This window comes from Pelagerythrobacter aerophilus (genome assembly GCF_003581645.1).
Lineage (GTDB): Bacteria > Pseudomonadota > Alphaproteobacteria > Sphingomonadales > Sphingomonadaceae > Pelagerythrobacter > Pelagerythrobacter aerophilus.
Map to the genome: position 1 here is coordinate 185,620 of NZ_QXFK01000014.1, position 26,136 is coordinate 211,755.

The window sequence follows — 26,136 nt, forward strand, 5'->3', positions numbered from 1 at the left end:
CATGCTGCTCGCTGCCGATGTCGGAAACACCAATGTGGTCTTCGCGCTGTTCGAAGGGCGCGAGATCAAGGCCCGCTGGCGCATCGCGACCGATCCGCGCCGGACGGGCGACGAATATGCGGTCTGGTTGCTGCAGCTGCTCGCGATCGAGGGCATCGACCGGAGTGCGATCACGCAGCTTATCGTCGGATCGGTCGTACCTCGTGCGATCCACAATCTCACCGTGCTTGCCGAAAAGTATTTCGGCATCACGCCGTTGATCGCCGGTGAGGGGAGAGCTGCCTGGGGCATTGCGGTCGACGTCGACGAACCGCGTTCGCTCGGTGCCGACCGGGCACTCAATACGATCGCCGCGCATGCGAAATACCAGGGCGACTTGATAGTGGTCGATTTCGGGACCGCGACCACCTTCGACGCGGTCGATTTCAACGGGGCCTACAAGGGCGGAATCATTGCGCCGGGGATCAACCTCTCGCTCGACGCGTTGGTGGGCAACACCGCGAAGCTGCCTCGAATCGCCATCGAGGCGCCGCGCACCAACAGCGTGATCGGCACGAACACCGAGGATCAGATGCTGATCGGCGTATTCTGGGGCTATGTCGCCATGATGGAGGGCCTGATCGCGCGGATGCGGGCCGAGATCGGCCGACCCGCGAAAGTGGTCGCGACCGGTGGCCTCGCGATCCTGTTCGATCAGCACACGCAGATATTCGACGCCGTGGACGCCGATCTCACGCTCGAGGGGCTGGCCATTCTCGCGGAGCGTGCATCGCAGTGAAAAAGGACTTCACCCCGGAAAAGGAGCTGCTGTTCCTCGCGCTCGGCGGGTCAGGCGAGATCGGCATGAACGTCAACCTCTACGGGTGCGACGGCAAATGGCTGATGGTCGATCTCGGCATGACGTTCTCCGGCGGCGAGTATCCGGGCGTGGACCTCGTGTTCGCGGACCTCGACTTCATCGAGGAGCGCTCGAAGGACCTCGTCGGCATCGTCCTCACCCACGCGCACGAGGATCATATCGGCGCGGTGCCTTATTTCGCCGCCGATCTCGGCGTTCCGCTCTACGCGACGCCGTTCACCGCCGATCTGGTCATGCGCAAGCTGGAGGAAGCGGGGCTCTCGCGCACGGTCGAGCTCAATGTGGTCGCAAGCACGGATCCGTTTTCCTTGGGCCCGTTCGATATTTCTTATGTACCGCTCGCGCACTCGATCGCGGAGGGCAATGCACTGCTGGTCGAGACGCCCTATGGCCGCGTATTCCACACCGGTGACTGGAAGCTCGACGAAGACCCGATCGTGGGCGAGCCGACGACCGAGGAGGAACTGACCGAACTCGGCGACGAAGGCATTCTCGCGCTCGTGTGCGATTCCACCAATGTCTTCAATCCCGCCGCGAGCGGTTCGGAAGGCGCCGTCTATCAGGGGCTGATGGAGGAGGTGAAGCGCCAGGCGGGTAAGCGCGTGCTCGTCACCACCTTCGCCTCCAACGTCGCACGCCTGCACACCTTGGGCGAAGTCGCGAAGGCGACCGGGCGCCAGTTGTGCGTTGCCGGGCGTTCGCTCGACCGGATCATCGATGTCGCGCAGGACAACGGCTATCTGGAAGACCTGCCGCCGCTGGTCGATTTCGACACCGCCATGGGCCTGCCGCGCGGCGAGGTGCTGATCCTCGCGACCGGCGGACAGGGCGAGCCGAGAGCGGCGCTCGCGCGAGTCGCTGACGGATCGCACCCGATCGAGCTTACCGCGGGTGACGTGGTGCTGTTCTCAAGCCGGCAGATTCCCGGCAACGAGATCGCGATCGGTCGAGTGCAGAACCAGCTCGCCGCGCGAGGGATCGTGATGGTTACCGACCGGCAGAGCGCGATCCACGTGTCCGGTCATCCGGGGCGGCCGGAGCTCGAGGCGCTTTACGGATGGCTCCGTCCGGAAGTGCTCGTGCCGGTGCACGGCGAGGTGCGGCACATGCAGGAACAGGCGCGGCTCGGCCTAGCCAGCGGCATCCCCCACGCGGTGGCGCAGGTGAATGGCGACGTCGTGCGCCTCGCACCGGGCGCGCCGGGAAAAGTGGCGGAAGTGCGCGCTGGACGGCTCGTGCTCGACGGCGACATCATCGCGCCGGCCGACGGCGAGGGCATCGTCATGCGCCGGCGTATCGCCGCGGAAGGCGCGCTGGTGGTCATCCTCTCCCCCGACGGCAATGTGGCAATCGAATCCTTCGGGCTCCCGCTCGAGGAAGACATGACCGATTTCGCCGCGGAGGCAAAAGCGGACGTGCTGGAAGCGATCCGCAAGTTGCGCGGCAAGGCGCGCGCCGGCGCCGACGATGTTGCCGAGGCTGCACGGCTTGCCGCTCGCCGGGCGGCGCGCCGCTGGTCGGGCAAGAACCCGCAAGTCAAGGTCGTGATGTTGGAGGGCTGATGAGATGCAATGGACTTCCATCCTTGCGATCTATTTCATCGTCTGGGTGATGAGCGCATTCTTCCTGCTGCCGTTCGGTGTTCGCACCCACGACGAGCTGGGTCTCGAAAAGATTCCGGGGCAGGCGGACAGTGCGCCGGCCAACTTCCGCCCCGGCCGCCTGGTGCTACGCGCTACGATCCTCGCAGCGGTGCTCACCGGGCTTTTCGCGCTCAATTACGAGTATCGCTGGATCGAGGTCGAGGATCTCGACGTCACCCGCCTATTCGCGTAGCCGCTTGATCGCCTGGGCGAGCGCGACATAGAGCTTGCCCATGTCGGAGCTTAGCAAGGTCACGCCCAAGGCGTGTCCGTCCCGCGTGGACAGCATAGTGCGCAGCATTCCCTCGAAGTCCGCGACGTAACGGTTTACGTTCTCCTGGAAATCCGGCTCGCTGCTGTAGAGGCCGGCAATGTCCCGCGCCTCCGCCCTGTCGAGCAAGCGCACCGCGCGGCGGGTGAAGATGCCGCGATCGCCGCGCAGGTAGGATGTCCACGCGGTATCGGTCACTTCGGTCGAAAGCGCCTTCGCGATGTCGATCGCGTTCGAATTGAGGCTCTCGGTGATTAGCGCCATGCGCCGGGCAAAATCGTTGTCGACCTGTTCCTCGGCACGTTCGCGCGCCTGCACGACGCGCGTTTCGAGATTGCCGGCGAGTTCGTCCACTTTGGCCAGCTGGTCGCGTAGCTGAATCGCGGCCTGACGGCTCGCATCCGATGCCTTCGCGGCTGCTTTCTCGAGCTGACCGATCGATTGCTCGGCCTTCTCCCGCATAACTTCGTCGAGTGCTTGCGAGGTTTCCGTACCCACGCGCTCGGCAAGTTCGCGGATGCTCTCGCTGGCGCTCTCGCCAATCGCGGCACGGGCCGAACGGGCTGCCGTTTCGAGCGCTTCGATGGCATCGCGCAAGTCTGCACGCGCCTTCTCGGCGACCGCGGTGCTGTCCTCCTCAAGACTGGCGATCACGGCACGCAGCTCACCGACCTGCGCAACATGGGCTTCGTTCGCCTGCGCGAATCGTTCGTGCAGGACTTCCACATCGCCGATCGTCTCGCGGCCAGTGTCGCGGGCACCGACAACATAGTCGGACAACTGCGCGCTGGTGGCGTTCGCTTCGTCGAGCACGAGCTTGAGATTGCCTGCCCGTTCCTCGACCGACGCGAGGCGGCCTTCCGCTTCGCCGATGGCGAGAGGCAGATCCTCACGTGAATGCTGCTCGCTCGCCTGGAGCAATTCGAGCAGGCGGACACTCGCTTCCGTGAGGGACGCGACTGCCTCATCGGTTCCGTGCAGCGTCGCGCGGCTCTCGCCGAGTTTCGCTTCGAGCCGCTCGAGGCTCTGCGCCAGTACCTGCTCGGTTTCCCCACCGTGGTGCGCGATTGCTTCCACCTCGGCGCGCAATTGCACGAGCCGCTCGGTCACGGCCTCGCCCTTGCGCGCGAGTTCGTCGGTCTGCGCGATGTGCGCCTCGCGCCGCTCGGCAATCGCTGCATCGATTTCGGCGAGGCGCGACGTGAGCGCTTCGGTATATTCGCGCTCCGCGTCGGCGAGGGCCGCCTGACGTTCGGCAATCCGGTCTTGCAAGCGCTGATCGCGTTCCGCGATGCCCCGGTCGACCGCTTCGGCTTCGGCCTTGAGTGCGGCGAGCTTCTGATTGGCCGACGCGAGGGCGTTGTCGTCGACTCCCTTGATCACCTCGATCGCCTCATTGAGGCGCTGCTTCATTGCCTCGATCTGTTCGGCCCAGGTACCGAGCGCGGCTTCTTCGCCTTCGCGCACGGCATTGCCGATGATCTTTGCTTCGTCGCGCAGGCCGCCGAGACGCGCGCGGAGGGAGACGAGCGCTTCCTCCTCTTCGGACGCCAGCGATTCGTGCGTTGCGTGCAGTTCCTCGGCCAACGATTGGGCGCGGCGACGCAGGGCAGCCAGTGTCTCCACTTCTCGCCCATCGAGTTCGGCGCGGAAGGTTTCACTCGTCGTACGGAGCGCTTCGAAACGCTCGGCGGTGAGCTGATCGAGCTGATCGAGCTGACTACCGAACCCGGCCAGCGCTTCCTCGATCCGGGATTCGAGAGTGCCAACCTGCCGCTCGCTCGCCTGACCGAAGTCGTTGAGCCGCTCGAAGCCCCTCGTCAGTTCGGCCACGTGCTCGTGCGCGATCCGCCCGGCATTGCCGATCTGGTTCGAAACGTCACGCGCGGAATTCGCGATAACCGGAAGATCGTCACGCAATTTGTTCATGTTGGTCAAGGCAGTGGTGCTGACAGTTGCGAGCACTTCCACCTGCTGTCCATTGTCCTGGACGAGTCCCTGAAGGCGATCGGCGTGGGTCGAGAGCCGCTCGGTCGCGACTCTCCCCAGCGTGTCGAGCTCGCGCGACTGGGATGCGAGGAATTCGCGCGCAAGGCTGAGTTCGCGGTTGATCGTGGCGAGCCGGGTCTCCAGCACGCGTGACTCGTGCGATAGCAGATGGGCGACTTCACCGAAGCGGCGTGCTTCGTGCGTGCTGTTGCGCGTCGCGATCAGCCACAACACGGCCACAAGAAGGACTGGTACCGCCCATTGACCCATCCAGGCGAGCCATTGCGCCGGAGGGGCGCCCGCAAGCATGGGTTCGCGGACGATCCACACGAAGGCTGCGGTCCACGCGACCGTCACACCCAGGACGAGCGTCGGCGCAAGCCATCGGGTCTTCGCCTCAGGTTCGGGCTCTTCGTCCCATTCTTCCTCGAACGCGGTGTGGTCGTCGACGTCCGCCTCGATCTCGGTCGTTTCAACCTCGTTCGTGACTTGTTCGCTCCCCGCGTCGTCCGGCCCTATGGCCCTGATATTCGATCCTCCAGACATGGCCGGAAGGCTATCACGAAAAGGGGGGGCTGAAACCCTGCTTTAACCAGTCTTGCGATAGACGGAGTGCAATGGTCCACGAAAACGGTGCCCTGGATGCCACGCTGGCAGCGGCGGCGGGCGACGATCCCGTCCTGCTCGCCGAGCTGCGCGCAGCTTTCGCGGACAGTCTCGAGCGGCAGATCGACCTGCTCGGGCGGGCGCGCTGCGACGGAAACTGGAATGTCGCCGCCTTGCGGTTGAAGGGGCTGGCCGCGAGTTTTCACGCTGCGGGTCTCATCGAACTTGCGGACGAGGCGATCGCGGCCGCGCCCGGGGAGCCGACCATCCTGCGCCGATTGGAGGCGTTCAGACGCGATTTCTCCGCCGGACCTGCCTGAGCGCCCCATCGGTACGCTTGGCACAAGCCCTAGCTGGGCTTAAACCTCCTCGCTTTCATGCGGGAGTGAGCAGTTGCGGGTTGCGATCCTGTCGGCAATCCATCCAGGTGGAGAAGGGAGCGGAGCGGCCACGCGCGGCCTGCTGACCGTGGCCGGCCGGAGCGTCGCCGCGCTCCAGCTCGATCTCGCGCTGCGCTTGGGATGCGAGCGCATTGTGTGCCTTGCGGAAGGCCTGGACGAAGGCGTGCTGCCCTTGCTTCACCGTGCGGAGCAGGGCGGGGCGACCTTCCATGCGCTAAGCAGCGCACGCTCGCTTTCAGGCCTGGTGCGGGCGCAGGACGAACTGTTCCTCTTCGCCGAGGGCGTCGTGCCCGATCCGCTGGTGGTCGGGGAGCTGCTGGGCGAGCGTTCGGGCATCATCGCCCTGCCGGCCGAGCCGGGGATCGAGGCCGGATTCGAGCGAATCGACCGGGATCATGCTTGGGCCGGCGTGGCGCGCCTGCCGGGATCGGCGGTCGAGCGGCTGGTCGAAATGCCGTTCGAAGTCGACGCGGTGCCCGCCTTGCTGCGTGTCGGCCTGCAGACCGGCACACGGATCGTGCCGCTCACGCCATCGCTGGTGAGCGATCGGCGCTGGGCCTTGCTGCGCGACGAGCAGCAGGCACGTGCGTTCGAGGCTGCCTGGCTCAATCAGCGCGTTACCCTGTCGTCCTTCGCTGCGCCGGTGCATGCCCTGGCGGATCGGGCCGCAATGGTTCTGGCGCCTGGCGTCCTCGCCCAGCGCGGCAAGGCGGCGCTTCCCATCGCAGGCGGTATCCTGGGCCTCGGCGGAGCGCTCGCCGCCGCGTGGTGGAAGCTGCCGCCGCTCGCCTTCGGGGCGGCTGCACTCGGAACCTTCCTTCTGCGAACGGGCGAGACGGTTGCTGCGTTTCTCAGCGAAGGTCGCCGGAGCGGCATCGTTGCGCGCGTGACCCGCGTCCTCCCGGGGTTGGCGGTCGATGCGATTATTCTGGCGCTGGTCGGAATGCTTGCGCCGGTGGGGGAACTTGCGGACTGGTTGTTCGGGGGGCTCGCGCTGCTTCTGGCGCTGAGAATCGCCGAACGTTCGCAGGTCGAATCGCTCGCCCGCGCGGCCTCAGATCGGGGTACACTGGCGCTGGTGCTCGCACTGTGTGCGGCGCTCGATCAAACTCTCCCGGGAATTCAGATACTTGTGCTCGCGGTGCTGGCGGCGATCTATCTCGCCCGCGGCGAACGCGGATAACGCTCGCTTAACTATACCGCGTTAAGGCGGATGAATGAACGAGTCCGGCACGAACAGCGCCTCGTATTCGCCGATCGAGGCGGTTCTCGCGGGCGAGCTCGCGCGCGGCGATCTCGTGCTCGGCACGGTCGGCCCAATGCTGGGCATGTTGTTGGCCAATCATGACAGTGCGCTGTTCAGCGACGAGATCGTCGCCAACGTGCGCGGCATGGGCCTCCACGTGGCGCGGCAGACATTGGTCGCGCAGGCCAACGCGGCGGGTATCGAGGATCCATTCGCCTTTGCGGCCGAGCATGGCGATGCCCTGGCGGAGAGCCTTGCGCGGAACCTGCAGTTCCTCGGCCATTGCCACGCACTCGCGCTCGAGCATCGCCTGGCGATGCAGTTGGATCGGCGCAACGCGATCGATCCGGTGCTGTCTCCGCTGCTCCAATCGCTGATCGCGTCTTCCGATACGGACACATCTCAGCTTGCCATGGCGCTTCTCGCCGCGCAGGCCCGCTTCGTTCAGCAACAGCGCAGGGTCGAACTCCCGCTCGCTGAACTGCCGCCTCCGCTGTTCGAGCACGCACTTTCGGTGTGGCGTGCGCAGGCCGGGGGCACCGACGAAAACGCGGTCGAGCAAGCGGACAAGCGCCTGCGAGACGCCTATGATCCGCACGCCACGCGTCTTGCTCTGCTTGAGCGGGCGGCGGGGGCGGTCGGTGACGGGATGAGGCCTGCCCTTTCCATCGGCCATGCCGGAACCGGGCTGTTCCTGTCGGCACTTGCGCTCGCGGCGGGACAGGATCGTGATCTGGTTGCCGTGTCGATCAACGAAAGCCAGGTCGGGCGGCTGGCGCTCGCGCTGCGCGCCGCCGGGCTCAAGCCCGAACAGATTGCCGAACAGTTCGTGCTCATTCACCCTGGCATCACATTGCCCGGCGCGTTCGACACGCTGCGCGCCGACCGCGCGGCGACGATTCTTGCGGCGTCGGACCGGCAGGCGCTGGGCTGAGCCCATGAACGCCCACTCTCCCAGCTATCTCGCGCGCGGGCGGACGGACGCAGAAGATCGCCTGATCGAAGCGGACGAGCTGCTCGCCGCCTTGCAGCGAAGCTGCGGGGGCGAGATTCCCGGTGTGCTTGCGGTGCCTGCGCTGCTCGAACGGGTGCGCCAGGCACGTGCCGCCGGCACCCGCCTCAGCGGTGCGATCGAGGCATTCGGGGGCGAAGACATCATTCACGCCTGGATCGAGGTCTTTCCGCACTCCGGAAACGAAGCGGGCTGCTCGATCGGCATTGCCGACTGGCAGGTATCGCCGGCGGTACGCGAGGATAATGCGCAGGCGGCGGTGCGGCACCTAGAGATCGAGCGCAGTGTGGCCGATCTGTGGGCGCGGCTCGATCCGGCGCAAGGCGTGCTCGCGGCCGAAGCCCATGCGCCGGACCTCGCCGCGCTTGCTCTCCGCATGATGCAGGGCGCAGGGCGGCCATGGACCGATTTCGTCGAGCTGCCCGGTGCGGTCCACGAGCAGCCGATGCACTGGCGCTTGCTTGACGGCCTGGCGGTCCGGGTGCCGGAATCGCCGCGGGAATGGACCGTAACACTGGCGCCCCTCGGGGGTCCTGAGCCCGGGCAGTCCGGCTTCGAGCTCTACCTCGCATCGGACGCCGTGCTTCCCACCGGGGAAGCTCCGCCCCACGCGGAGTTGGCCGGACCTCCTGCCACTCATCTGATCGGGCGAAATCTTGCGCCCGTTCTGCGTCAACCGATCGCGCGGATCATCGCCAATGCGGAGACGATCCGCACCCGCCTCGCGGGGCCGCTGGCAGAGGAATACAGCAACTACGCGGCCGATATCGCGGCTGCGGGGCAGCACCTTCTGGCACTGATCGAGGACTTGTCGGATCTCGAAGTCGTGGAGGCCGAAGGCTTCGCTACGGCGCCCGACGAGATCGACCTCGGCGATGTCGCCCACCGTGCCGCTGGGATTCTGGCGGTGCGCGCGAAGGAGAAGGGGATAGCCCTGACTGCGCCACCCGCAGGACGTCCCGTGCCTGCGGTGGCCGAATTCCGCCGCGTCCTGCAGATTCTGCTCAACCTCGTCGGGAACGCTATCCGCTATTCGCCCGAAGGCTCGCAAATCCGTCTGGAACTTTCAGCCGAGGGGGCGCGTGCCAGTGTGAGCGTGATCGATGAAGGACCGGGGCTCGACGCGGAGCAGCAAGCGCGGGTGTTCGAGAAGTTCGAAAGATTGGGCCGCAGTGGTGACGGCGGGTCCGGGCTCGGGCTCTACATTTCGCGCCGCCTTGCGCGCGCTATGGGCGGCGACCTCACGGTGCAGAGCGAACTCGGCAGCGGGGCCAACTTCACGCTCGAGCTACCGGCGGCTCACAAGTCTCAGGAATAATTGGGTTGCCGGCGAACGACTGCGCTGCCGGCAACCTGAAGAAGGCGTGAAGCTCAGCGCTTCTCGACCGGAACGTAGTCGCGCTCTGTCGGGCCGGTGTAGAGCTGACGTGGGCGGCCGATGACCTGGCCGGGATCCGAGATCATCTCGTTCCACTGCGCGACCCAGCCAACCGTGCGAGCCAGCGCGAAGAGGGCGGTGAACATCGTGGTCGGGAAGCCGATCGCCGAAAGGATGATGCCCGAGTAGAAGTCCACGTTCGGGAAGAGCTTCTTTTCCTTGAAGTAATCGTCGCTCAGCGCGATTTCTTCGAGCCGCAGCGCAGTCTCGAACACCGGATCGGTGACCTTGAGCGCTTCGAACACCTCACGCACCGTCTTCTGCATCACCGTCGCGCGCGGATCGTAGTTCTTGTAGACGCGGTGACCGAAGCCCATCAGGCGGAACGGGTCGTTCTTGTCCTTGGCCCGCTCGATATAATGCGGAATGCGATCGGGCGTGCCGATCTCGTGCAGCATGTTGAGCGCCGCCTCGTTCGCTCCCCCGTGCGCCGGGCCCCAAAGGCAGGCGATACCGGCCGCGACGCAGGCGAAGGGATTGGCCCCGGACGAACCAGCGAGCCGGACGGTGGAAGTCGACGCGTTCTGCTCGTGATCGGCGTGGAGGATGAAGATCCGGTCCATCGCCTTTTCGACCGCGGGATGCAGCTCATATTCCTCGGCCGGAACACCGAACGTCATGCGCAGGAAGTTGCCGGTGTAGCTCAGATCGTTCTGCGGATAGAGGAACGGCTGACCAATCGAGTACTTGTAAGCCATCGCCGCGATCGTCGGCATCTTCGCGATCAGGCGATGGCTCGAGATCTTGCGATGCTCGGGGTCGGAGATGTCGGTGCTGTCGTGATAGAAAGCCGACAGAGCGCCCACGACGCCGCACATGATCGCCATCGGGTGGGCATCGCGGCGGAATCCGCGATAGAACGTCGCAAGCTGCTCGTGCAGCATCGTATGGCGGGTGATCGTGTAGTTGAAATCGTCGAGCTCGTTCTGCGACGGCAGTTCGCCGTTCAGCATCAGGTAGGCGACTTCCATGAAGCTCGAATGTTCGGCGAGCTGCCCGATCGGGTAGCCGCGATGGAGCAGGACGCCTTCCTCGCCGTCGATGTAGGTCAGCGCGCTTTCGCAACTGGCGGTCGACTTGTAGCCCGGGTCGAAGGTGAAGAGGCCGGTGCTGCCATAGAGCTTGCGGATGTCGACGACCTCCGGCCCCACGCTCCCCTGGAGCACTGGAAATTCATGGGTCTGGCCGCCCAGCTCGAGTTTCGCCTGCTTGTCCGCCAAATTCGTTCTCCTCTTTGATGCCTAGCCCTGCTTCGCCGGAGCGGTCTGCGCGTCGATCCGCGCAAGCGCCTCTTCCCGCCCGAGCAGGACCAGCACATCGAAAATACCCGGGGACGTGGTTGTCCCGGTCAGCGCTGCGCGCATGGGTTGCGCGAGCTTGCCGAGGCCCAGTTCGAGCTCTTCGGCGAGTGATTTGGTAGTGGCTTCGAGAGCCTCGATTGTCCAGTTCTTTTCGGCTCGCAAACGATCGGCAATTCGACCTAAAATTGCGCGCGCATCGCCATCGAGCAGCGTTTCGGCCTTTTCCGTCAGTGCGAGCGGGCGGGTCTTGAACAGAAACGCCGCGCCCTCAGCCAACTCATCGAGATCGCGCGCGCGGGTCTTGAGCACGGGCATGGCCTGCGCGAGCAGCGCCTCGTCGGCGTTCGTTCCCATCCGATCCGCCACCAGCTTCGCGAGCCGCGCATCGTCAGCCTCGCGGATATAGTGGCCGTTGAGGTTCTGGAGCTTCTTCAGATCGAACCGCGAAGGGCTCTTGCCCACACCGTCGAGATCGAACAGCGCGATCGCTTCCTCGCGCGTGATCTCCTCGCGATCGCCGTGCCCCCAGCCGAGGCGGAGCAGATAGTTGAACAGCGCCTCGGGTAGAATGCCGAACTCGTCACGATAGGTTTCCGCGCCGAGCGCGCCGTGACGCTTGGACAGCTTGGCTCCGTCGCTGCCGTGGATCAGCGGAATATGAGCGTAGCTCGGCTCCGGCCAGTTCATCGCGCGATAGATCGGCAATTGGCGGAAGGCGTTGTTGAGGTGATCGTCACCGCGGATGACGTGGGTGACACCCATGTCGTGATCGTCCACCACCACCGCCAGCATGTAGGTCGGAGTGCCGTCGGCGCGCAGGAGGACGTAATCGTCGAGTTCCTCGTTGCGCACCGTCACTCGGCCCTGGACCCGGTCCTCGATCACCGTCTCGCCTTCATTCGGCGTCTTGAGCCGGACGACATAGGGTGCGCCGAGCGGAGCGTCGGCCGGATCGCGGTCGCGCCAGCGGCCGTCGTAACGCAGCGGCTGTTTGGCGGCGCGCTGTGCGGCGCGCATTTCCTCGAGCTCCTCGGGCGTCGCATAGCACTTGTAGGCGTGCCCTGCGGCGAGGAGCTGCTCCGCTATTTCGACGTGGCGCGCGCCGCGTTCCGACTGGAACACGACGTCGTCGTCCCATTCGAGGCCGAGCCAGGCGAGCCCGTCGAGAATCGCATCGATCGCTTCCGGGGTAGAGCGCTTGCGGTCGGTATCCTCGATTCGGAGCAACGCCCTGCCGCCGTGATGGCGCGCGTAGAGCCAGTTGAACAGGGCCGTACGGGCGCCGCCGATATGCAGGAATCCGGTCGGCGATGGGGCGAAGCGCGTCACAACCTGTCCGCTATCGCTTGCCATATCCGACGTGTTCCTTTCCTATGTCTCCCATGGCGACGGGGGTGCCCGAAGTGCCGTTGGGGGGCGGGCCCGAGCGGGCCAATGCTGCAGCGCAGCGCAATTGGCGCAGCGCGGCGCGTTTGTCCAGTGCGGCGGATCGGATCGAGACGTTTCTCGCTGAGGCGGGATTCGATCGCGGGCCGTGGCTCGCGGTCGCCTTTGCCGCTGGGATCGGGGCTTGGTTCCGCCTCTCGATGCCTTGGCAGTGGCTTGCCGTTATCGCCCTTGCGATTCTCGCAGCGGTTGCCGCGCAAGCGCTGTGGCGAGACCGGGACGATCGCGCCAATCTCCGGCTGGCGGTGATTTCCCTGGCGATCGTGGTCGCGGCCGGCGTCGCGATCGTGTGGCTGCGATCTGCAGCTGCAGGGGCCGAACCGCTCCCTTCTCCACGGGTCGAGCGGATCGAAGCGCGGGTTCTCGAACGGATCGATCAGCCGGCGGAAGACCGCCTGCGCCTCGTACTGGCGTACCGCGATGCAGAGGCGGGGCTTGCGCGAAAGGTGCGGGTCAACGTGCCGCTCGCGGCGGATCGGGAAGGATTGGCCGAAGGGGCGATCGTGCGCCTGCGAACTCGGTTGATGCCGCCGTCGCCCCCGATGCTGCCGGGTGGCTACGACTTTGCGCGCACCGCATGGTTCCAGGGACTTTCGGCGACGGGATCGCTGATCGGAGAGGTCGAGGTCGTGCAGTCCGGCCGGGACGCGAGCAGCCTCGCCGGGGTTCAGCGTGCGCTGGCCGCGCATGTGCGCGAGCGGTTGTCGGGCTCGCCGGGGACCATCGCGGCGGCATTCGCGAGCGGGGACCGAGGAGCCATAACCCGTGCCGACGAGGAGGCGATGCGCGATTCCGGATTGACGCACTTGCTGTCGATCAGCGGTCTTCACGTCAGCGCGGTGATCGCGGCGGCGTATCTTCTGTCAATCAAGCTGCTCGCGCTCTGGCCGTGGCTTGCGCTGCGGGTGCGGTTGCCGGTGCTTGCCGCCGCGATCGCCGCCGGTGCGGGCGTGGGATACACGCTGCTGACCGGCGCGGAGGTGCCGACCGTGCGTAGTTGCATCGGGGCGGTGCTCGTCCTGATTGCGCTGGCGCTGGGGCGTGAGCCCTTGTCGATGAGAATGGTGGCGGTGGCCGCAATCGCCGTGCTCTTGCTGTGGCCTGAGTCGCTGGTGGGGCCGAGCTTCCAGATGAGCTTCGCGGCGGTGCTTGCGATCGTCGCTCTGCACGGCAGCGAGCCGATGCAGGCTTTCCTTGCTCCGCGCGAGGAGAGTTGGGTGGTTCGGTTCGCACGGCGCGCCGTGATGCTGCTGATGATGGGTGTTGTGATCGAGATCGCGCTGACGCCGATCGTGTTGTTCCATTTCCACCGCGCGGGCCTCTACGGCGCTGCGGCGAACGTAATCGCAATTCCGCTGGTCACTTTCATATCGATGCCGCTGATCGCGCTTGCCTTGCTGTTCGACCTTGTCGGGATGGGAGCGCCTTTGTGGTGGCTGGCCGGCAAGTCGCTCGAACTGCTGCTGGCCATCGCGCACTTCACCGCTACGCAGCCGGGGGCGGTGAAGCTTGCGCCGCAAATGGATTTGGCAACCATCGCGCTATTCGTGATCGGAGGGCTGTGGTTGGCCCTCTGGCGCGGACGGACGCGGCTTCTCGGCCTTGCGCCCGCGGCTCTCGGGACGATTCTGCTGATCGGAACGCCCGCGCCGGACATGCTTATTTCGGGCGACGGACGGCATGTCGGAATTGCGGGGGAGGGCGCCCGGCTTCTGATGCTGCGCGACACCCGCAGCGAGTTCGCGCGCGACAATCTCCTGGAGCTCGCGGGACTGGAGGGCGAGCCGGTTCCGCTTGGCCGCTGGAATGGTGCGCGCTGCAGCCGCGACTTCTGCACGCTCGCGATCGACCGTGGCGAACGACGCTGGACACTGTTGATGGCGCGCAGCCGCGACATGGTGGAGGAACGCGCGCTCGCCGCAGCCTGCGATCGCGCCGACATCGTCGTTGCCGATCGTTTCCTTCCGCGCAGTTGCCGCCCCCGTTGGCTAAAGGCCGATCGGCGCCTGCTCAGCCGGACGGGTGGGCTCGCGCTCTACCTCGACGAACCACGCATGCAGACGGTCGCCGAAGGGCAGGGCGAGCACGGCTGGTGGCGCGGCGCGGGTCGCTAGATCAACGATCGAGCCGCCGCCGTACTCTCAGGGATCAGTGATAACGGCGCAGCAGCCCCGAAAGCTTTCCCTGCACCTGAACCTCATCCGGCCGATAGATCTGCGGCTCGTAGGTGCCATTGGCGGGATCGAGCCGGACCATCCCGTTCTCGCGGCGCAGATATTTGAGTGTCGCTTCTTCATTGCGCACGAGGGCCACCACGATCTCGCCGTCTCGCGCCACATCGGTACGGCGCACGAGCGCGAAATCACCGTCGAAAATACCCGCTTCGATCATCGAATCGCCAGACACTTCGAGCGCATAGTGCTCGCCCGGTCCAAGCAGCGCAGCCGGGACCGGCAAGCTGCTCTGCCCCTCGATCGCCTCGATCGGAACGCCCGCAGCGATGCGCCCGTGGAGCGGAACTTCGATTACGTCGTTGGCAGGTCGTGGCTGCGCAGGGGGCGCGACCCGATGCAGATCGATGACGTTGTCGCCTCTCGCGCTGCGCGCGACGGGTGTTGCATCTTCGGGCTGCTTGAGCACTTCGAGCGCACGGGCGCGGTTGGGAAGGCGGCGGATAAAGCCGCGTTCCTCGAGCGCCGAGATCAACCGATGGACGCCTGACTTGCTCTTGAGATCGAGCGCTTCCTTCATCTCCTCGAACGAAGGGGAAATGCCGGTCTCTTCCAGTCGCTGCTGGATGAAGCGGATCAACTCGTGCTGCTTTGCCGTCAGCATGGCGAAGTCTCCTCGGTCGCCTGATATGCTCGCTCAGGTTGCGAACGAATGCGGAACAACTAGGCAACCAATTTGGTGAAGTCAAGCAATTCCGCCATTTTGGAGTCGATAACGGAGAACATCCGTTCCGCTTTCGTCTCCGACGCCCTCAACCGAGGAGAAGCCGCCGCGTCGCCTCGGTGAGATCGGGCTGCCGCATGAGGCTCTCGCCGACGAGGAAGCAACGCACACCCGCGCCGGCCAGGCGCTCGCAATCGGCATGATACTCGATCCCGCTCTCGCCCACCAAGAGCGCACCTTCGGGAGCGAGCGGTGCGAGACGTTCGGTCACTGCAAGATCGGTGCAGAAGGTCTTGAGATCGCGATTATTTATTCCGATGAGCCTCGAGCGCAACGCGCTTGCCCGCTCCATCTCCGCCTCGTCGTGAACTTCGACCAGCACATCCATGCCGCGCTCGAGTGCCGCCGCCTCGATCTCGGCCATCGCGCCATCGTCAAGCGCGGCCACGATGATCAGAATCGCGTCAGCGCCGATCGCGCGCGCCTCTGCGACTTGCCAGGGATCAACCATGAAGTCCTTGCGCAGCACCGGCAGATCGCAGGCCGCGCGTGCATCCATCAGAAAATCCTCGTGCCCTTGAAAATAGGGCGCATCGGTCAAGACGGAAAGGCAGGCGGCGGCGCCTGACTGGTACGCCAGAGCATGTTCCGCCGGGCGGAAATCGGCGCGGATCAGACCCTTGGATGGCGAAGCTTTCTTGATTTCGGCGATCAGACCGAAGCCGGTGCGCGCTTTGGCCGCAAGCGCCTCGGCAAAGCCTCGTGGCGGCTCGACATCCAGTGCCGCACGGTCGAGATCTTCGATCGTGGCGAGCCCCTTGCGAGCGGCGACTTCCTCTCGCTTCGTGGCGCAGATTTCGTCGAGCTTGTTCATTATCCGGTCCTGTGTGGCAGGCTTGCGTTCGATCGCGCGATCTACCGCGCCATTTCGATCCAGCGGTCGAGCAGGGTGCCTGCGCTTCCGCTATCGAGCGACTCCGCGGCGACCGCGACGCCTTCCTCCCATCCCTGGACCGCACCCGCAACGATCAGCGTGGCCGCGGCGTTGAGCAACACGGCGTCGCGGTAGGGCCCAGGCGAGCCCATCAGCAGCGCTTTGAGCGCCCGGGCGTTATGCAGCGCATCACCGCCGCGAATCGCTTCGACCGGAGCATTCGGCAGGCCTGCCATGGAGGCATCGACCCGGCGCATCTCGAAGTCGTCACCGACCACGTCCGCCACTTCGTTGCCGCCGGCAAGGCTCAGCTCGTCGAGCCCCTCGTCGCCCGAGGCAATAAAGGTACGCTCGGTCCCCAGCTTGGCTTTGGCCGCCGCATAGATCGGCACGTAACCGGGGCGCGCGATGCCGATCAACTGCCGGCGCACCCCGGCGGGGTTCGACAACGGGCCCATGAGATTGAAGATCGTGCGCCGTCCGAGCCGTTGCCGGAGAGGCTGGATGCGCCCCATGGCGGGGTGATGGTTCTTCGCGAAGAGGAAACAGATGCCCAGTTCGGCCAGCGTCCTCTCGGCAGTGTTCCCAGCCGCCGCCATGTCGAGCCCGAGCGCTTCCAGCGTATCCGCCGCACCGGATTTGCTGCTCGCCGCGCGATTGCCGTGTTTGGCGACCGGAACGCCTGCCGCCGCCACGACGAGGCTGACTGCGGTCGAGACATTGAGCGTGTGATGACCGTCGCCCCCGGTGCCGCAGCAATCGACGGCATTCTCTGGTGCCGCGACCGGGATCATTCGTGCTCGGAGTGCCCGCGCCGCACCGGCGATTTCGTCCGCCGTTTCGCTGCGCTCCGTGATCTCGATAAGAAAGCGCGCGATCTCCTCCTCGCTGGTCTCGCCGTCGAGGATCCAGCCGAAGACCTCCTCCGCCTCGGTTTCCGAAAGGTGCGGCTCTGCCTGCGGGAGCGTCTTCATGCCGGCACCTTCGCGTCGATTCCGCAGATCGCGAGGAAGTTGGCGAGCAGCGCGTGGCCGTGCTCGGTGGCAATGCTTTCCGGGTGGAACTGTACCCCGTGGATAGGCAGCTCGACGTGACGGAAGCCCATCACGCTCGTGCCGTCGAGCCCCGGCGTCTCGCTGGTCGCGTTGGCCACCAGAGCCTCGGGGACATCCTCGACGATCAGGGAATGATAGCGGGTCGCGGTGAAGGGCGACGGCAGGCCGGCGAATATACCGCTACCGTCGTGCTCGACCGGCGAGGTCTTGCCATGCATCAAGCCGCCGCGCACCACGCGCCCGCCGAAATGCTGCCCGACCGCCTGGTGCCCCAGGCACACACCGAGCAGAGGTATGCCGGCGTCTGCGCAGGCACCGACGAGATCGAGGCTGATCCCGGCTTCGTTCGGTGTGCAAGGTCCGGGCGAGATCAGCACGCCCGCCGGCCCGCTCGCGACCGCCTCCGCCGCCGTCAGCGCATCGTTGCGCTCGACGCGAACCTCGGCGCCCAGTTCCATCAGGTAGTGGACCAGATTGAAGGTGAAGCTGTCGTAATTGTCGATGACGAGTATGTCGGGTCGTGCGGTCATAGCGCGGCCTTCGCCATTCGGGCGCCCTCGATCAAGCAAGTTAAGCTATCAGCCGCTCTTTCCCGCGAACCGGTCGCTGGCGCGGACGAGGCCATCGGTGATGCCGGGCTCGGTAAACAAGTGCCCGCCGTCCGGCACGATCTGCAGGTCTACTTCGGGCCACGCCTGCTTGAGCGCCCACGCCGCGGCAGGGGGAGTGCAGCAGTCGTGCCGCCCCTGCACGATTACGCCGGGGATGCCTTTCAATCGATGCGCGTTGGCGAGGAGTTGGCCTTCCTCGAGCCAGCACTTGTGGCGGAAGTAGTGGTTCTCGATCCGGGCGATGGCGATCGCATGATCGTCTTCGGTGAACTCCTCGAGCATTGCGGGATCGGGCAGGAGGGTCACCGTCATACCCTCCCACGTGCTCCACGCTTTCGCAGCGGCGAGTTTCGTGGGGTGATCGTCGCTGGTGAGGCGGCGGTGATAGGCCTCGACGACGTCGTCCCGCTCGTCCTCGGGTATCAGCCCGATGAAGTCCGCCCAGGCTTCCGGATAGAGCTCGCTCGCACCGTAAGTGTAGAGCCAGTCGAGTTCGGCCTGGCTCGACAGGAAGATGCCGCGCAACACGAGTTCGCTGACGCGCTCGGGATGTGTTTGCGCATACGAGAGGGCCAGGGTCGAACCCCAGCTTCCCCCGAAGACCTGCCATGTCTCGTGCCCGCACATCTCGCGCAGGCGCTCCATGTCGGCGACGATGTCCCAAGTCGTATTGTGCTCCAGACTCGCGAAAGGCGTGGAGCGGCCGCAGCCGCGCTGATCGAACAGCAGCACGTCGTAGAGCGCCGGGTCCCATTGGCGGCGCTGCGTATCGCTGCTGCCGGAACCCGGGCCGCCGTGGAGAAAGACTGCCGGCTTGGCGCCGCGCGTGCCGACGCGCTCCCAGTAGATCGTGTGGCCGTCGCCGACATCGAGCGTTCCGGTCTCGTACGGCTCGATGGGTGGGTAGAGAGTGCGCTCGTATGCAATCCGGATCATGGCTTGTCCTTGTGCTCGACTACGATCATCGGCCCGATCGGTGCCCGGTTGTCGAGACGATCGGTGGCGGGGTTCCAAAGCGCACTGACGCTACCGTCGAGGAACAATGCGTCGGGCGTCTTGAGAACGTCGCGGAAGTAACGCGCGAGGACGCCGAAGCTTACCGGTCCATCGGAGATGACGAAGTGGGCGCGACCCTGTGCGTCTATGCCGACGCCGTTGCGGATCGCCTTGCTCGGCCCGTCCTCCGAAATCTTGGGATGCAACTTGCCCTTGATCACGAGCATCGGGCCGCTCTGGGTGCCGAAGTCGGGGCGATCGCCGACGTTGGCGTAGAAATCGTCCGCCGTACGGATCTGCCACTTGCCGCCGGTGCCGAAGAACACGCCATTCGGTTTCATGTGGAAATTGCCCGGCCCGTCCGCGCGGTTGAGCTCCTCAAGACGGTCGCCGTTCTCGACGTAGTAGCCGATCGGCTTGCCTTCGCCATCGTACATCCCGCCGTTCATCGCGAACGCGACCTTGGGCGCATCGTCGCTGCGAGCGGCGGCGAGCTTCGCCAAGCTGCGGTAGGGCGCGCCGTCGTCGGGTCCGAGATCGGTGAGAATGCGGTGCTTCGCGGGGTCGGCGAGGCAATGCGTAAAGGCCGCGCCTTCGAAGGTGACGCTCTCGCAGGCCGAAGCGACGCTCGGAGTCGGTGTGGGGGTTGGGGAAGGCGCGTCCGTTTTTTCAGCCACGCCGCTTCCAATTTCCGTGCGAATGACGGGTTCACCCGCCGGCTGCTTTTCGCACGCGGTGAGGGCAAGGAGCGCGGCGAGGGCGAGCAGACGTTTCACTGGCCGAATCCCGGTTCCTGCGCGATCCGCGCGGCCTCCCGTGCGGCGGCGAGGAGGGCGCCGGCCTTGGCTTCGCATTCGCGTTGTTCGTAGGCCGGGTCGCTATCGGCGACGATGCCCGCACCGGCCTGGACGTGGAGCACGCCGTCTTTCACCACACCGGTGCGCAGGACAATGCAGCTGTCGACCGATCCGTCTGGTGCGAAATAGCCAACGCCGCCTGCGTAAGCCCCCCGTGTTTCGGGCTCGAGCTCCGCAATGATCTCGCACGCGCGGACCTTCGGTGCGCCGCTGACAGTGCCTGCGGGGAAGCCTGCGAAGAGCGCGTCCAATGCGTCCTTGTCGGCACCGAGACGGCCGACAACGTTGCTCACGATATGCATGACGTGGCTGTAGCGTTCGACGGTGAAGCTGTCGGTCACTTCGACCGTGCCCTTTGCGGCGACGCGGCCGACATCGTTGCGGCCGAGATCCAGCAGCATGAGGTGTTCGGCGCGTTCCTTGGGATCGGCGAGCAGGCTGGCCTCTGCCGCACGATCGGCCTCAGGTGTGGCGCCGCGCGGGCGCGTACCGGCGATCGGACGGATCGTGACCTCCCCGTCGCGCACCCGGACGAGGATCTCGGGGCTCGACCCGACGACAGCGAAGCCGGGTAGATCGAGGAAATAGAGAAACGGTGAGGGGTTCACCCGCCTCAGCGCTCGGTAGAGCGCGAACGGCGGTAGCGGGAAGGGACACGTGAAGCGCTGGGCGAGCACGACCTGGAAGATGTCGCCGGCTTCGATGTAGCCCTTCGCGCGCGCAACCATTGCGGCGTAGTCTTCGCCGGCCATCGTCGGGGCCAGTGCCATCTCCGGCAGGTTTGCCGCGCGATCTGCCGGCGCGACGGGGCCGGCCATCTTTCGCAGGGTGTCATCGATCCGTTCTTCTGCAGCTTCGATTGCATGGTCCGGATCGCCGCCTTCCGCCCAGATCGGCGCGATGCAGAAAAGTTCGTCGCCCAGACGGTCGAACACGAGCAGCACGGTCGGGCGGACGAAGAGCATGTCGGGCAGGGCGACCGAGCTCTGCGGCGCGCGCGGCAGCTTCTCGACCAGCCCGATGGTCTCGTATCCGAAATAGCCGACGAGGCAGGCGAGGGCTGGGGGCAGGGCCTCGGGCACGTCAATCCGGCAGCGGGCAACGAGTGCACGCAGTTCCGCCAGCGCCCCTTCGCTACACGGCGCGAACGCCGCCCGATCTTCGCGCCAGCACGGGTTGATTTCGGCATGATCGCCTTCGGCGCGGAACACCAGATCCGGATCGAGGCCGAGCAGGCTGTAGCGCCCGCGCACCTCGCCGCCTTCGACCGATTCGAGCAGGAAGTCGCCCCGGCCCGGTTCGATCAGCTTCAGCGCCGCGCCCACCGGCGTTTCGGTATCGGCAACGACCTTGCGCCAGACGAGCGCCGGCCGTCCCGCAGCAAGCGCACTGCGAGCGGCGCCCGCGTTCGAGAGACCCGGGGCGGCCAGAGCCGACCCCCTCAATTTTGCCCGAGGAGCTGTTTGCGGATCGCCGCGATCGCCGTTTCGTTGCGCTCGACGCCGAGTTCCTTGCGCAGCGCGAGACGAAGCTGATCGGCGTATTCGCGGCCCATCGCGCCTCCAAGGTCCGCGCTCGCCTGCGCGAACACCGGATCTTCACGGCTCACCTCGCCGGTCTCGATGTCGTCGAGATCGACGACGAACCAACCGTTGCTGTCCGGCGCTTCAAGCTTCTTCGTAGTACCCTCGGCCATGCTGAACAGCAGCGCGATCGGCGGGGGGAACCGCCCCTGCATCGCGGCAAGCTGTTCACGCGTGAGATCGATCTGCTCCACACCTGGCAGATCCTGCTCCTCCTCGCCGATTGCCGCAGTGAGCGTCGCACCGTCCTTGACGCGCTGCAGGATACGATCCGCTGCGGCGCGCGCCGCCTTGGCGCCCTGCGCCTGCCGCCAGGAAGCGACCACGTCGTCGCGGATCTCCGCCAGCGGCGCAGCGGCCGAGGGGATGATCTGGCTCGCCTCGAAGATCAGGAACGTCTGGCCTCGTTCGATCTCCGCAACCTGCGGCTGGCCTTCGGACATCTGGAATGCCGTCTCCATCGCAGGCGCGAGAACTTGGGGCGCAGTTTCGTTCGGCGTGCCGTAGACGCCGCCCGATGCAAGCAGCGGACGCGTGGTTTGCAGTTCGGCGCCGAGGTCCTTCGCGACGTCGGACAGCGAAACGCCGTCCGCGAACTGCTCTTCGACGTTCGCAGCAAGATCGGCGAGAGCATTCTGGCGCTTTTCGACCCGCAGCGCGTCGGCAATCTCGCTGCGAACCTGCTCGAAGCTGCGCGCCGCCGTCGTATCGATCTCGTCCACCCGCACGACGTGCCAGCCGAGGCCGCTTCGTGCAGGCGCCGCAATCTCTCCGCGGTTCGCTGCGAAAACGGCGCGGGCGACTTCGGGTGAGCTGCGAGCCGCTAGATCTTCCCGGGAAATCGGCCCCAGCGCCGCCGTGTCGAATCCGGCCTCACGTGCTGCCGTTTCCAGCGAACCGCCTGTGCTCACCCGCTGGCGGATGGCATTCGCCGCGTCCTGCGTGGGAACGATGAGCTGCGTGAGACGGCGATTCTCGCTCGCCGCATATTGCGCACGATTTTCGTCATAGCGCGCCCGAATTTCGGCCGCGGTCGGTTCGGCCTGCTTGCCGAGGGTATCGGCGCCGAACACCGCATACCGGATTACCCGGCGCTCGGGCCGAATGAAATCGGCGCGGCTTTCGGTGTAGTGGGCTTCGAGAGCGGACTGGCTGGGATCGCCGGTCGGCGCGAAAGCCCGCGCCGGGAGGACCGCGATAGCGCCGCGGCGCCGTTCCTTGAGCAATGCGGCGTAGTGCGTCACGACCTTTTCCGGGGCCTTCCCGCCGATCGCGACGGGAACGAGCAGTTGCTGGGCGAGCAGGCCCTGCGCCAGATCGGCGCGGAACGTCGCTTCCGAGAGGCCCTGGGCGGCGATCAACTGACGGAACGTGTTCGTGTCGAACTCTCCGTTGGCGCCGCGGAATTGCGGAATGGCCATGATCTCGCTGTTGACCAGGTTCTCCCCCGCGCGGAGCCCGTGAAGGCGTGCATATTCGGCGATCGCCGCGCGATCGATCATCTGGTCCAGGACGTCGTCCAGTCCGCCTTGTTCGATGAAGGCGTTCATCGACAGATTCGGATTGCTCTGCCGAGCCTGATCGAGCGCTGCGTTCGCGCTGCTGATCAGATCGGCCGAATCGATCTTCCGATCGCCGACCACCGCCACCCGGTCGCCGCCGGCGACGCCGCCGAAGGTGCCCGAGTTGGCCAGATCGCTGCTCGCAAAGGCGATCGCGATCAGCGCCAGAAAGGCCAACGTGATGGGAACGCCAAACTTCGAGTTGAAGAAGTTGCGGAAGAATAGGAGCATGTCGTGGGTGGTTCCGGAAGCTGCGATCGATTTGGGGTTGCGCTATACGGCGAGCGCTTTATCCGGCCTGCGGCGTCCCGGCAACAGGTCGGCAGCGCTTTTGGCCCTGCAAGGCGAAGCATCTGGCGGCCGGGGCGTATCGCCCCATATAGGCGGCGATCGGAATCGTCTAAATCGGGATTACAGGACGGATTGTCATGGCCGAACGGCCCTATATCGTTGGAAACTGGAAGATGAACGGCACGCGGGCGATGCTCGCCCAGGCGCGTGCCATCGACCGCGCGGCGCAGAACATGATGAAGGTCGAAGTGGCGCTTGCGCCGCCGTTCACACTGATTCACGCGACCCACCGGGAAGTCGAGCAAATCGGCGTCGGCGCTCAGGATTGCCATTGCTCCACCGACGGTGCGCATACCGGTGATGTCTCCGCGACGATGGTCGCCGACGCGGGCGCGAAGTTCGTGATTCTGGGACATAGCGAGCGGCGGCAGAACCACGGCGAAGACGACGCGCTGGTTCGTGCCAAGGCGGAGGCGGCCCTGGCCGCGAGCCTGCGGGTGATCATGTGCTGCGGCGAGACCGAGGATGTCCGCGACGCGGGCAATGCCATCGAATTCGTCGCTTCCCAGCTTCGCGCCTCGCTGCCCGAGAAGCACGAGCGGGCCGGCGAGATGCTGACGGTTGCTTACGAGCCGGTCTGGGCGATCGGCACCGGCCGCACGCCGACGGTCGACGATATCGGCGTCATGCATCGTGCGATCCGCGAACTGCTGGTCGAACGCTATGGGGACGCCGACGGTGCGTCGATACGAATCCTCTATGGCGGGTCGGTCAAGGCGGACAATGCCCGCGAACTGCTGTCGGCGGACGAGGTCGGCGGCGCGCTGGTCGGCGGTGCGAGCCTGACGGCAGACAGCTTCATGGGTATCGTCATTGCTGCTGCCGAAGTGCACGAGCAATAAGCCCTACGCCGGAGGGGCGGCTTGCCCCGACGCCGCGCAGTCCCTAGATGCGCGGGCAAACGGATCGAGATAGAACGCATGTCCCTCTTCATTTTCCTTTTCGTGCTCCAGGCGATCGTCGCCGCGGCGTTGGTCGGCGTCGTGCTGATGCAGCGTTCCGAGGGCGGCGGGCTTGGCATCGGCGGTGGCGGTAGCCCGGGTGGATTGATGAGCGCCCGCGGCGCGGCAGACTTCCTCACCCGGGCGACGAAGTGGCTGGCGGTCGTTTTCGTCCTCCTCTCGATCGCGCTCGCGGTGATTGCGGCCGAGACGACCGGACAGGACAGCATTACCTCGACGCTCGACCGCTCGATCGCCGATCCGCTCGGAGAGGCCGCTGGCGGTACGCCGGCGCCTGCGGCACCTGCTACGCAGCCCCCTGCTCCGGCCGGTGACGATCCGCTGGCCGACGTCACCCAGTAACTTCACACTGGCAGTTGTGGATTGCGGGCGCTTGCCCGCACCATTCCGCTTGCCCCGACTCATACCTCACGCGTAAGGCCCGACTCCCATGGCGCGGTACATATTTATCACCGGCGGCGTGGTTTCTTCGCTCGGTAAAGGTCTCATGGCGGCGAGCCTCGGCGCGTTGCTGCAGGCACGCGGGTTCAAGGTCCGCATTCGCAAGTTCGACCCCTACCTCAACGTCGATCCGGGGACGATGAGCCCCTATCAGCACGGCGAGGTTTACGTCACCGACGACGGGGCGGAGACCGACCTCGACCTCGGCCACTACGAGCGCTTCACGGGCGTTTCCGCGCGCCAGAGCGACAACGTGACCTCGGGCCGTATCTATCAGCAGATCATCGCCAGGGAGCGGCGTGGCGACTATCTGGGCGCGACCGTCCAGGTGATTCCGCACGTGACCGACGCGATCAAGGAATTCGCGCTCGCCGACCAGGACGACCACGACTTCATCCTGTGCGAGATCGGCGGCACGGTGGGCGACATCGAATCGCTGCCCTTCATGGAAGCCATCCGTCAGCTCCGGAACGAGCTCGAGCCAGACCGGACGCTGAGCGTCCACGTCACGCTGGTGCCCTACATCGCGGCGGCCGGCGAACTGAAGACCAAGCCGACGCAGCACTCGGTGCGCGAACTCGCCAGCCTGGGGATCAAGCCCGATCTCCTCCTGTGCCGCTGCGAGCATCCGCTGCCCGACAGCGATCGCCGCAAGATCGCCCAGTTCTGCAACGTCCGCCCCGAAGCGGTCATTCCGGCACTCGATGCCTCGTCGATCTACGCGGTGCCGCTGCAATATCACCGCGAAGGGCTCGATACGCAGGTGCTGCGCGGCTTCGGGATCGAGGACGCGCCGGAGCCGGATCTTTCGATCTGGCACGACATCCTCGACCGCTACGAGCATCCCGAAGGCGAGGTGACGATCGGTGTGGTCGGCAAGTACGTCGGCCTGCCCGATGCGTACAAGTCGCTCAACGAGGCGCTTATCCACGGCGGCATGGCCAATCGGGTTCGAGTCAACATCCGCTGGATCGATGCGGAACTGTTCGAGGGCGAGGATTCGGAGCTCGCGGCCAAGCTTGAGCCGCTTCACGGCATTCTGGTGCCCGGCGGCTTCGGCGAACGGGGGTCCGAAGGGAAGATCTCGAGCGTCCGTTTCGCGCGGGAGCGCGGCGTACCGTTCCTCGGCATCTGCCTCGGCATGCAGATGGCCTGCATCGAAGGCGCGCGCAGCGCCGGCCATCCAGGTGCGTCCTCGACCGAGTTCGGCGAGACTCAGGAGCCGGTGGTCGGCATCATCACCGAATGGATGAGCGAGGAGGGCCTGCAGAAGCGTGAGGCCGGCGGGGATCTTGGCGGAACGATGCGGCTTGGCGCATACGATGCCAAGCTTGCAGGCAACAGCCACGTCTCGCGCATCTATGGCGGGGCCACGGAAATATCGGAGCGCCATCGCCATCGCTACGAGGTCAACGTCGCCTATCGCGACGCGCTCGAGAGCGGGGGCCTGATCTTCTCGGGCATGTCGCCTGACGGATTGCTGCCGGAAATCGTCGAGCGCCCCGAACATCCGTGGTTCGTCGGGGTGCAGTTCCATCCGGAACTGAAATCGAAACCATTCGATCCGCACCCGCTGTTCGCCGGCTTCGTAGCGGCCGCGCTGGACCAATCGCGCCTCGTCTAAGCCGCCTAAGCGCGTATTATCGTTGGCGAACTTGCGAAATCATAGGCCTCTCT

22 protein-coding genes are annotated in these 26,136 nt (G+C 65.8%); 11 read left to right on the top strand and 11 right to left on the bottom strand.

Annotation, left to right across the window (positions count from 1 at the left end; all coding sequences use genetic code 11):
• The first annotated feature begins 1 nt into the window (after position 1).
• From D2V04_RS04735 to D2V04_RS04745, 3 genes are read left to right on the top strand one after another with little or no spacing between them, the layout of a single operon-like run.
• Positions 2-778 carry a type III pantothenate kinase gene (locus D2V04_RS04735; protein ID WP_119512142.1) on the top strand — a complete coding sequence of 259 codons (777 nt, stop codon included), beginning with the start codon at positions 2-4 and terminating at the stop codon, positions 776-778.
• Complete coding sequence (locus tag D2V04_RS04740; RefSeq protein WP_228766267.1) at positions 775-2,421, top strand: ribonuclease J; 1,647 nt, start codon at positions 775-777, stop codon at positions 2,419-2,421. The genes D2V04_RS04735 and D2V04_RS04740 overlap by 4 nt, the downstream gene beginning before the upstream one ends.
• A gap of 4 nt (positions 2,422-2,425) precedes the next feature.
• The gene (locus D2V04_RS04745; RefSeq protein ID WP_119512143.1) at positions 2,426-2,695 is read left to right on the top strand and encodes a DUF1467 family protein; all 270 of its coding nucleotides are present in this window, start codon (positions 2,426-2,428) and stop codon (positions 2,693-2,695) included.
• Here the strand turns inward: D2V04_RS04745 and D2V04_RS04750 are convergent.
• A complete protein-coding gene (locus tag D2V04_RS04750) occupies positions 2,684-5,308 on the bottom strand; it encodes a coiled-coil domain-containing protein (protein ID WP_119512144.1) in 2,625 nt (874 codons plus the stop codon). The genes D2V04_RS04745 and D2V04_RS04750 overlap by 12 nt on opposite strands.
• Positions 5,309-5,379: 71 nt before the next feature.
• Here D2V04_RS04750 and D2V04_RS04755 point away from each other — a divergent pair, with 71 nt between their 5' ends.
• From D2V04_RS04755 to D2V04_RS04770, 4 genes are all read left to right on the top strand, one after another.
• A complete protein-coding gene (locus tag D2V04_RS04755) occupies positions 5,380-5,688 on the top strand; it encodes an Hpt domain-containing protein (RefSeq protein ID WP_119512145.1) in 309 nt (102 codons plus the stop codon).
• 73 nt (positions 5,689-5,761) lie between these two features.
• Complete coding sequence (locus D2V04_RS04760) at positions 5,762-6,952, top strand: hypothetical protein (protein WP_119512146.1); 1,191 nt, start codon at positions 5,762-5,764, stop codon at positions 6,950-6,952.
• Between the two features lie 34 nt (positions 6,953-6,986).
• Complete coding sequence (locus tag D2V04_RS04765) at positions 6,987-7,949, top strand: hypothetical protein (protein ID WP_119512147.1); 963 nt, start codon at positions 6,987-6,989, stop codon at positions 7,947-7,949.
• Positions 7,950-7,953: 4 nt separating this feature from the next.
• Positions 7,954-9,345, top strand: coding sequence for a sensor histidine kinase (locus D2V04_RS04770; RefSeq protein WP_119512148.1), 1,392 nt, complete (start codon positions 7,954-7,956; stop codon positions 9,343-9,345).
• 53 nt (positions 9,346-9,398) lie between these two features.
• Here D2V04_RS04770 and D2V04_RS04775 read toward each other — a convergent pair whose 3' ends face one another.
• Together D2V04_RS04775 and gltX are read right to left on the bottom strand one after the other, a co-directional pair.
• Positions 9,399-10,685, bottom strand: a complete 1,287-nt coding sequence (locus D2V04_RS04775; protein ID WP_119512149.1) for a citrate synthase — start codon at positions 10,683-10,685, stop codon at positions 9,399-9,401.
• A gap of 21 nt (positions 10,686-10,706) precedes the next feature.
• Positions 10,707-12,119: a glutamate--tRNA ligase gene (gene gltX / locus D2V04_RS04780; protein WP_119512150.1), complete on the bottom strand. Its 1,413-nt coding sequence runs from the start codon at positions 12,117-12,119 to the stop codon at positions 10,707-10,709.
• 29 nt (positions 12,120-12,148) lie between these two features.
• On the opposite strand from gltX, the gene D2V04_RS04785 reads away from it, so the two are divergent.
• Positions 12,149-14,326: a ComEC/Rec2 family competence protein gene (locus tag D2V04_RS04785; RefSeq protein ID WP_119512151.1), complete on the top strand. Its 2,178-nt coding sequence runs from the start codon at positions 12,149-12,151 to the stop codon at positions 14,324-14,326.
• Positions 14,327-14,360: 34 nt separating this feature from the next.
• On the opposite strand, the gene lexA is transcribed toward D2V04_RS04785, so the two are convergent.
• The 8 genes from lexA to D2V04_RS04825 form a co-directional block, all read right to left on the bottom strand.
• A complete protein-coding gene (gene lexA, locus D2V04_RS04790) occupies positions 14,361-15,047 on the bottom strand; it encodes a transcriptional repressor LexA (RefSeq protein ID WP_119512152.1) in 687 nt (228 codons plus the stop codon).
• A 148-nt stretch (positions 15,048-15,195) separates the two neighbouring features.
• Positions 15,196-15,984 (bottom strand): indole-3-glycerol phosphate synthase TrpC, encoded by a 789-nt coding sequence (gene trpC / locus D2V04_RS04795; RefSeq protein ID WP_119512153.1) that lies wholly within the window; start codon positions 15,982-15,984, stop codon positions 15,196-15,198.
• A gap of 38 nt (positions 15,985-16,022) precedes the next feature.
• Positions 16,023-17,015, bottom strand: a complete 993-nt coding sequence (trpD, locus tag D2V04_RS04800; protein WP_119512154.1) for an anthranilate phosphoribosyltransferase — start codon at positions 17,013-17,015, stop codon at positions 16,023-16,025.
• Entirely contained in the window at positions 17,012-17,626 is a 615-nt protein-coding gene (locus tag D2V04_RS04805; RefSeq protein WP_119512155.1) for an anthranilate synthase component II, read from the bottom strand. The genes trpD and D2V04_RS04805 overlap by 4 nt, the downstream gene beginning before the upstream one ends.
• A 48-nt stretch (positions 17,627-17,674) precedes the next feature.
• Positions 17,675-18,643 carry a prolyl aminopeptidase gene (pip, locus tag D2V04_RS04810; RefSeq protein ID WP_119512156.1) on the bottom strand — a complete coding sequence of 323 codons (969 nt, stop codon included), beginning with the start codon at positions 18,641-18,643 and terminating at the stop codon, positions 17,675-17,677.
• Positions 18,640-19,479 carry a phosphodiester glycosidase family protein gene (locus tag D2V04_RS04815; RefSeq protein ID WP_228766268.1) on the bottom strand — a complete coding sequence of 280 codons (840 nt, stop codon included), beginning with the start codon at positions 19,477-19,479 and terminating at the stop codon, positions 18,640-18,642. Before D2V04_RS04815 ends, pip begins: the two co-directional genes overlap by 4 nt.
• Positions 19,476-21,005 carry an anthranilate synthase component I gene (trpE, locus tag D2V04_RS04820; protein WP_407672043.1) on the bottom strand — a complete coding sequence of 510 codons (1,530 nt, stop codon included), beginning with the start codon at positions 21,003-21,005 and terminating at the stop codon, positions 19,476-19,478. The genes D2V04_RS04815 and trpE overlap by 4 nt, the downstream gene beginning before the upstream one ends.
• Positions 21,002-22,936: a peptidylprolyl isomerase gene (locus tag D2V04_RS04825; RefSeq protein ID WP_119512158.1), complete on the bottom strand. Its 1,935-nt coding sequence runs from the start codon at positions 22,934-22,936 to the stop codon at positions 21,002-21,004. Before D2V04_RS04825 ends, trpE begins: the two co-directional genes overlap by 4 nt.
• A gap of 197 nt (positions 22,937-23,133) precedes the next feature.
• Here D2V04_RS04825 and tpiA point away from each other — a divergent pair, with 197 nt between their 5' ends.
• From tpiA to D2V04_RS04840, 3 genes are all read left to right on the top strand, one after another.
• Positions 23,134-23,898, top strand: coding sequence for a triose-phosphate isomerase (gene tpiA, locus D2V04_RS04830; RefSeq protein WP_119512159.1), 765 nt, complete (start codon positions 23,134-23,136; stop codon positions 23,896-23,898).
• A gap of 78 nt (positions 23,899-23,976) precedes the next feature.
• On the top strand, positions 23,977-24,360 hold the full coding sequence (gene secG / locus D2V04_RS04835) for a preprotein translocase subunit SecG (protein WP_119512160.1): 384 nt from the start codon (positions 23,977-23,979) through the stop codon (positions 24,358-24,360).
• A gap of 88 nt (positions 24,361-24,448) precedes the next feature.
• A complete protein-coding gene (locus D2V04_RS04840) occupies positions 24,449-26,083 on the top strand; it encodes a CTP synthase (RefSeq protein ID WP_119512161.1) in 1,635 nt (544 codons plus the stop codon).
• The last annotated feature ends 53 nt before the right edge of the window (positions 26,084-26,136 follow it).

Bases quoted from the DNA above. Each gene is read 5' to 3' on its own strand.
- D2V04_RS04735 (WP_119512142.1), top strand. From the start codon at position 2: ATGCTGCTCGCTGCCGATGTCGGAAACACCAATGTGGTCTTCGCGCTG.
- D2V04_RS04745 (WP_119512143.1), top strand. From the start codon at position 2,426: ATGCAATGGACTTCCATCCTTGCGATCTATTTCATCGTCTGGGTGATG.
- D2V04_RS04750 (WP_119512144.1), bottom strand. From the start codon at position 5,308: ATGTCTGGAGGATCGAATATCAGGGCCATAGGGCCGGACGACGCGGGG.
- D2V04_RS04755 (WP_119512145.1), top strand. From the start codon at position 5,380: ATGGTCCACGAAAACGGTGCCCTGGATGCCACGCTGGCAGCGGCGGCG.
- D2V04_RS04765 (WP_119512147.1), top strand. From the start codon at position 6,987: ATGAACGAGTCCGGCACGAACAGCGCCTCGTATTCGCCGATCGAGGCG.
- D2V04_RS04770 (WP_119512148.1), top strand. From the start codon at position 7,954: ATGAACGCCCACTCTCCCAGCTATCTCGCGCGCGGGCGGACGGACGCA.
- gltX (WP_119512150.1), bottom strand. From the start codon at position 12,119: ATGGCAAGCGATAGCGGACAGGTTGTGACGCGCTTCGCCCCATCGCCG.
- D2V04_RS04785 (WP_119512151.1), top strand. From the start codon at position 12,149: ATGGCGACGGGGGTGCCCGAAGTGCCGTTGGGGGGCGGGCCCGAGCGG.
- lexA (WP_119512152.1), bottom strand. From the start codon at position 15,047: ATGCTGACGGCAAAGCAGCACGAGTTGATCCGCTTCATCCAGCAGCGA.
- trpD (WP_119512154.1), bottom strand. From the start codon at position 17,015: ATGAAGACGCTCCCGCAGGCAGAGCCGCACCTTTCGGAAACCGAGGCG.
- D2V04_RS04805 (WP_119512155.1), bottom strand. From the start codon at position 17,626: ATGACCGCACGACCCGACATACTCGTCATCGACAATTACGACAGCTTC.
- pip (WP_119512156.1), bottom strand. From the start codon at position 18,643: ATGATCCGGATTGCATACGAGCGCACTCTCTACCCACCCATCGAGCCG.
- D2V04_RS04825 (WP_119512158.1), bottom strand. From the start codon at position 22,936: ATGCTCCTATTCTTCCGCAACTTCTTCAACTCGAAGTTTGGCGTTCCC.
- tpiA (WP_119512159.1), top strand. From the start codon at position 23,134: ATGGCCGAACGGCCCTATATCGTTGGAAACTGGAAGATGAACGGCACG.
- secG (WP_119512160.1), top strand. From the start codon at position 23,977: ATGTCCCTCTTCATTTTCCTTTTCGTGCTCCAGGCGATCGTCGCCGCG.
- D2V04_RS04840 (WP_119512161.1), top strand. From the start codon at position 24,449: ATGGCGCGGTACATATTTATCACCGGCGGCGTGGTTTCTTCGCTCGGT.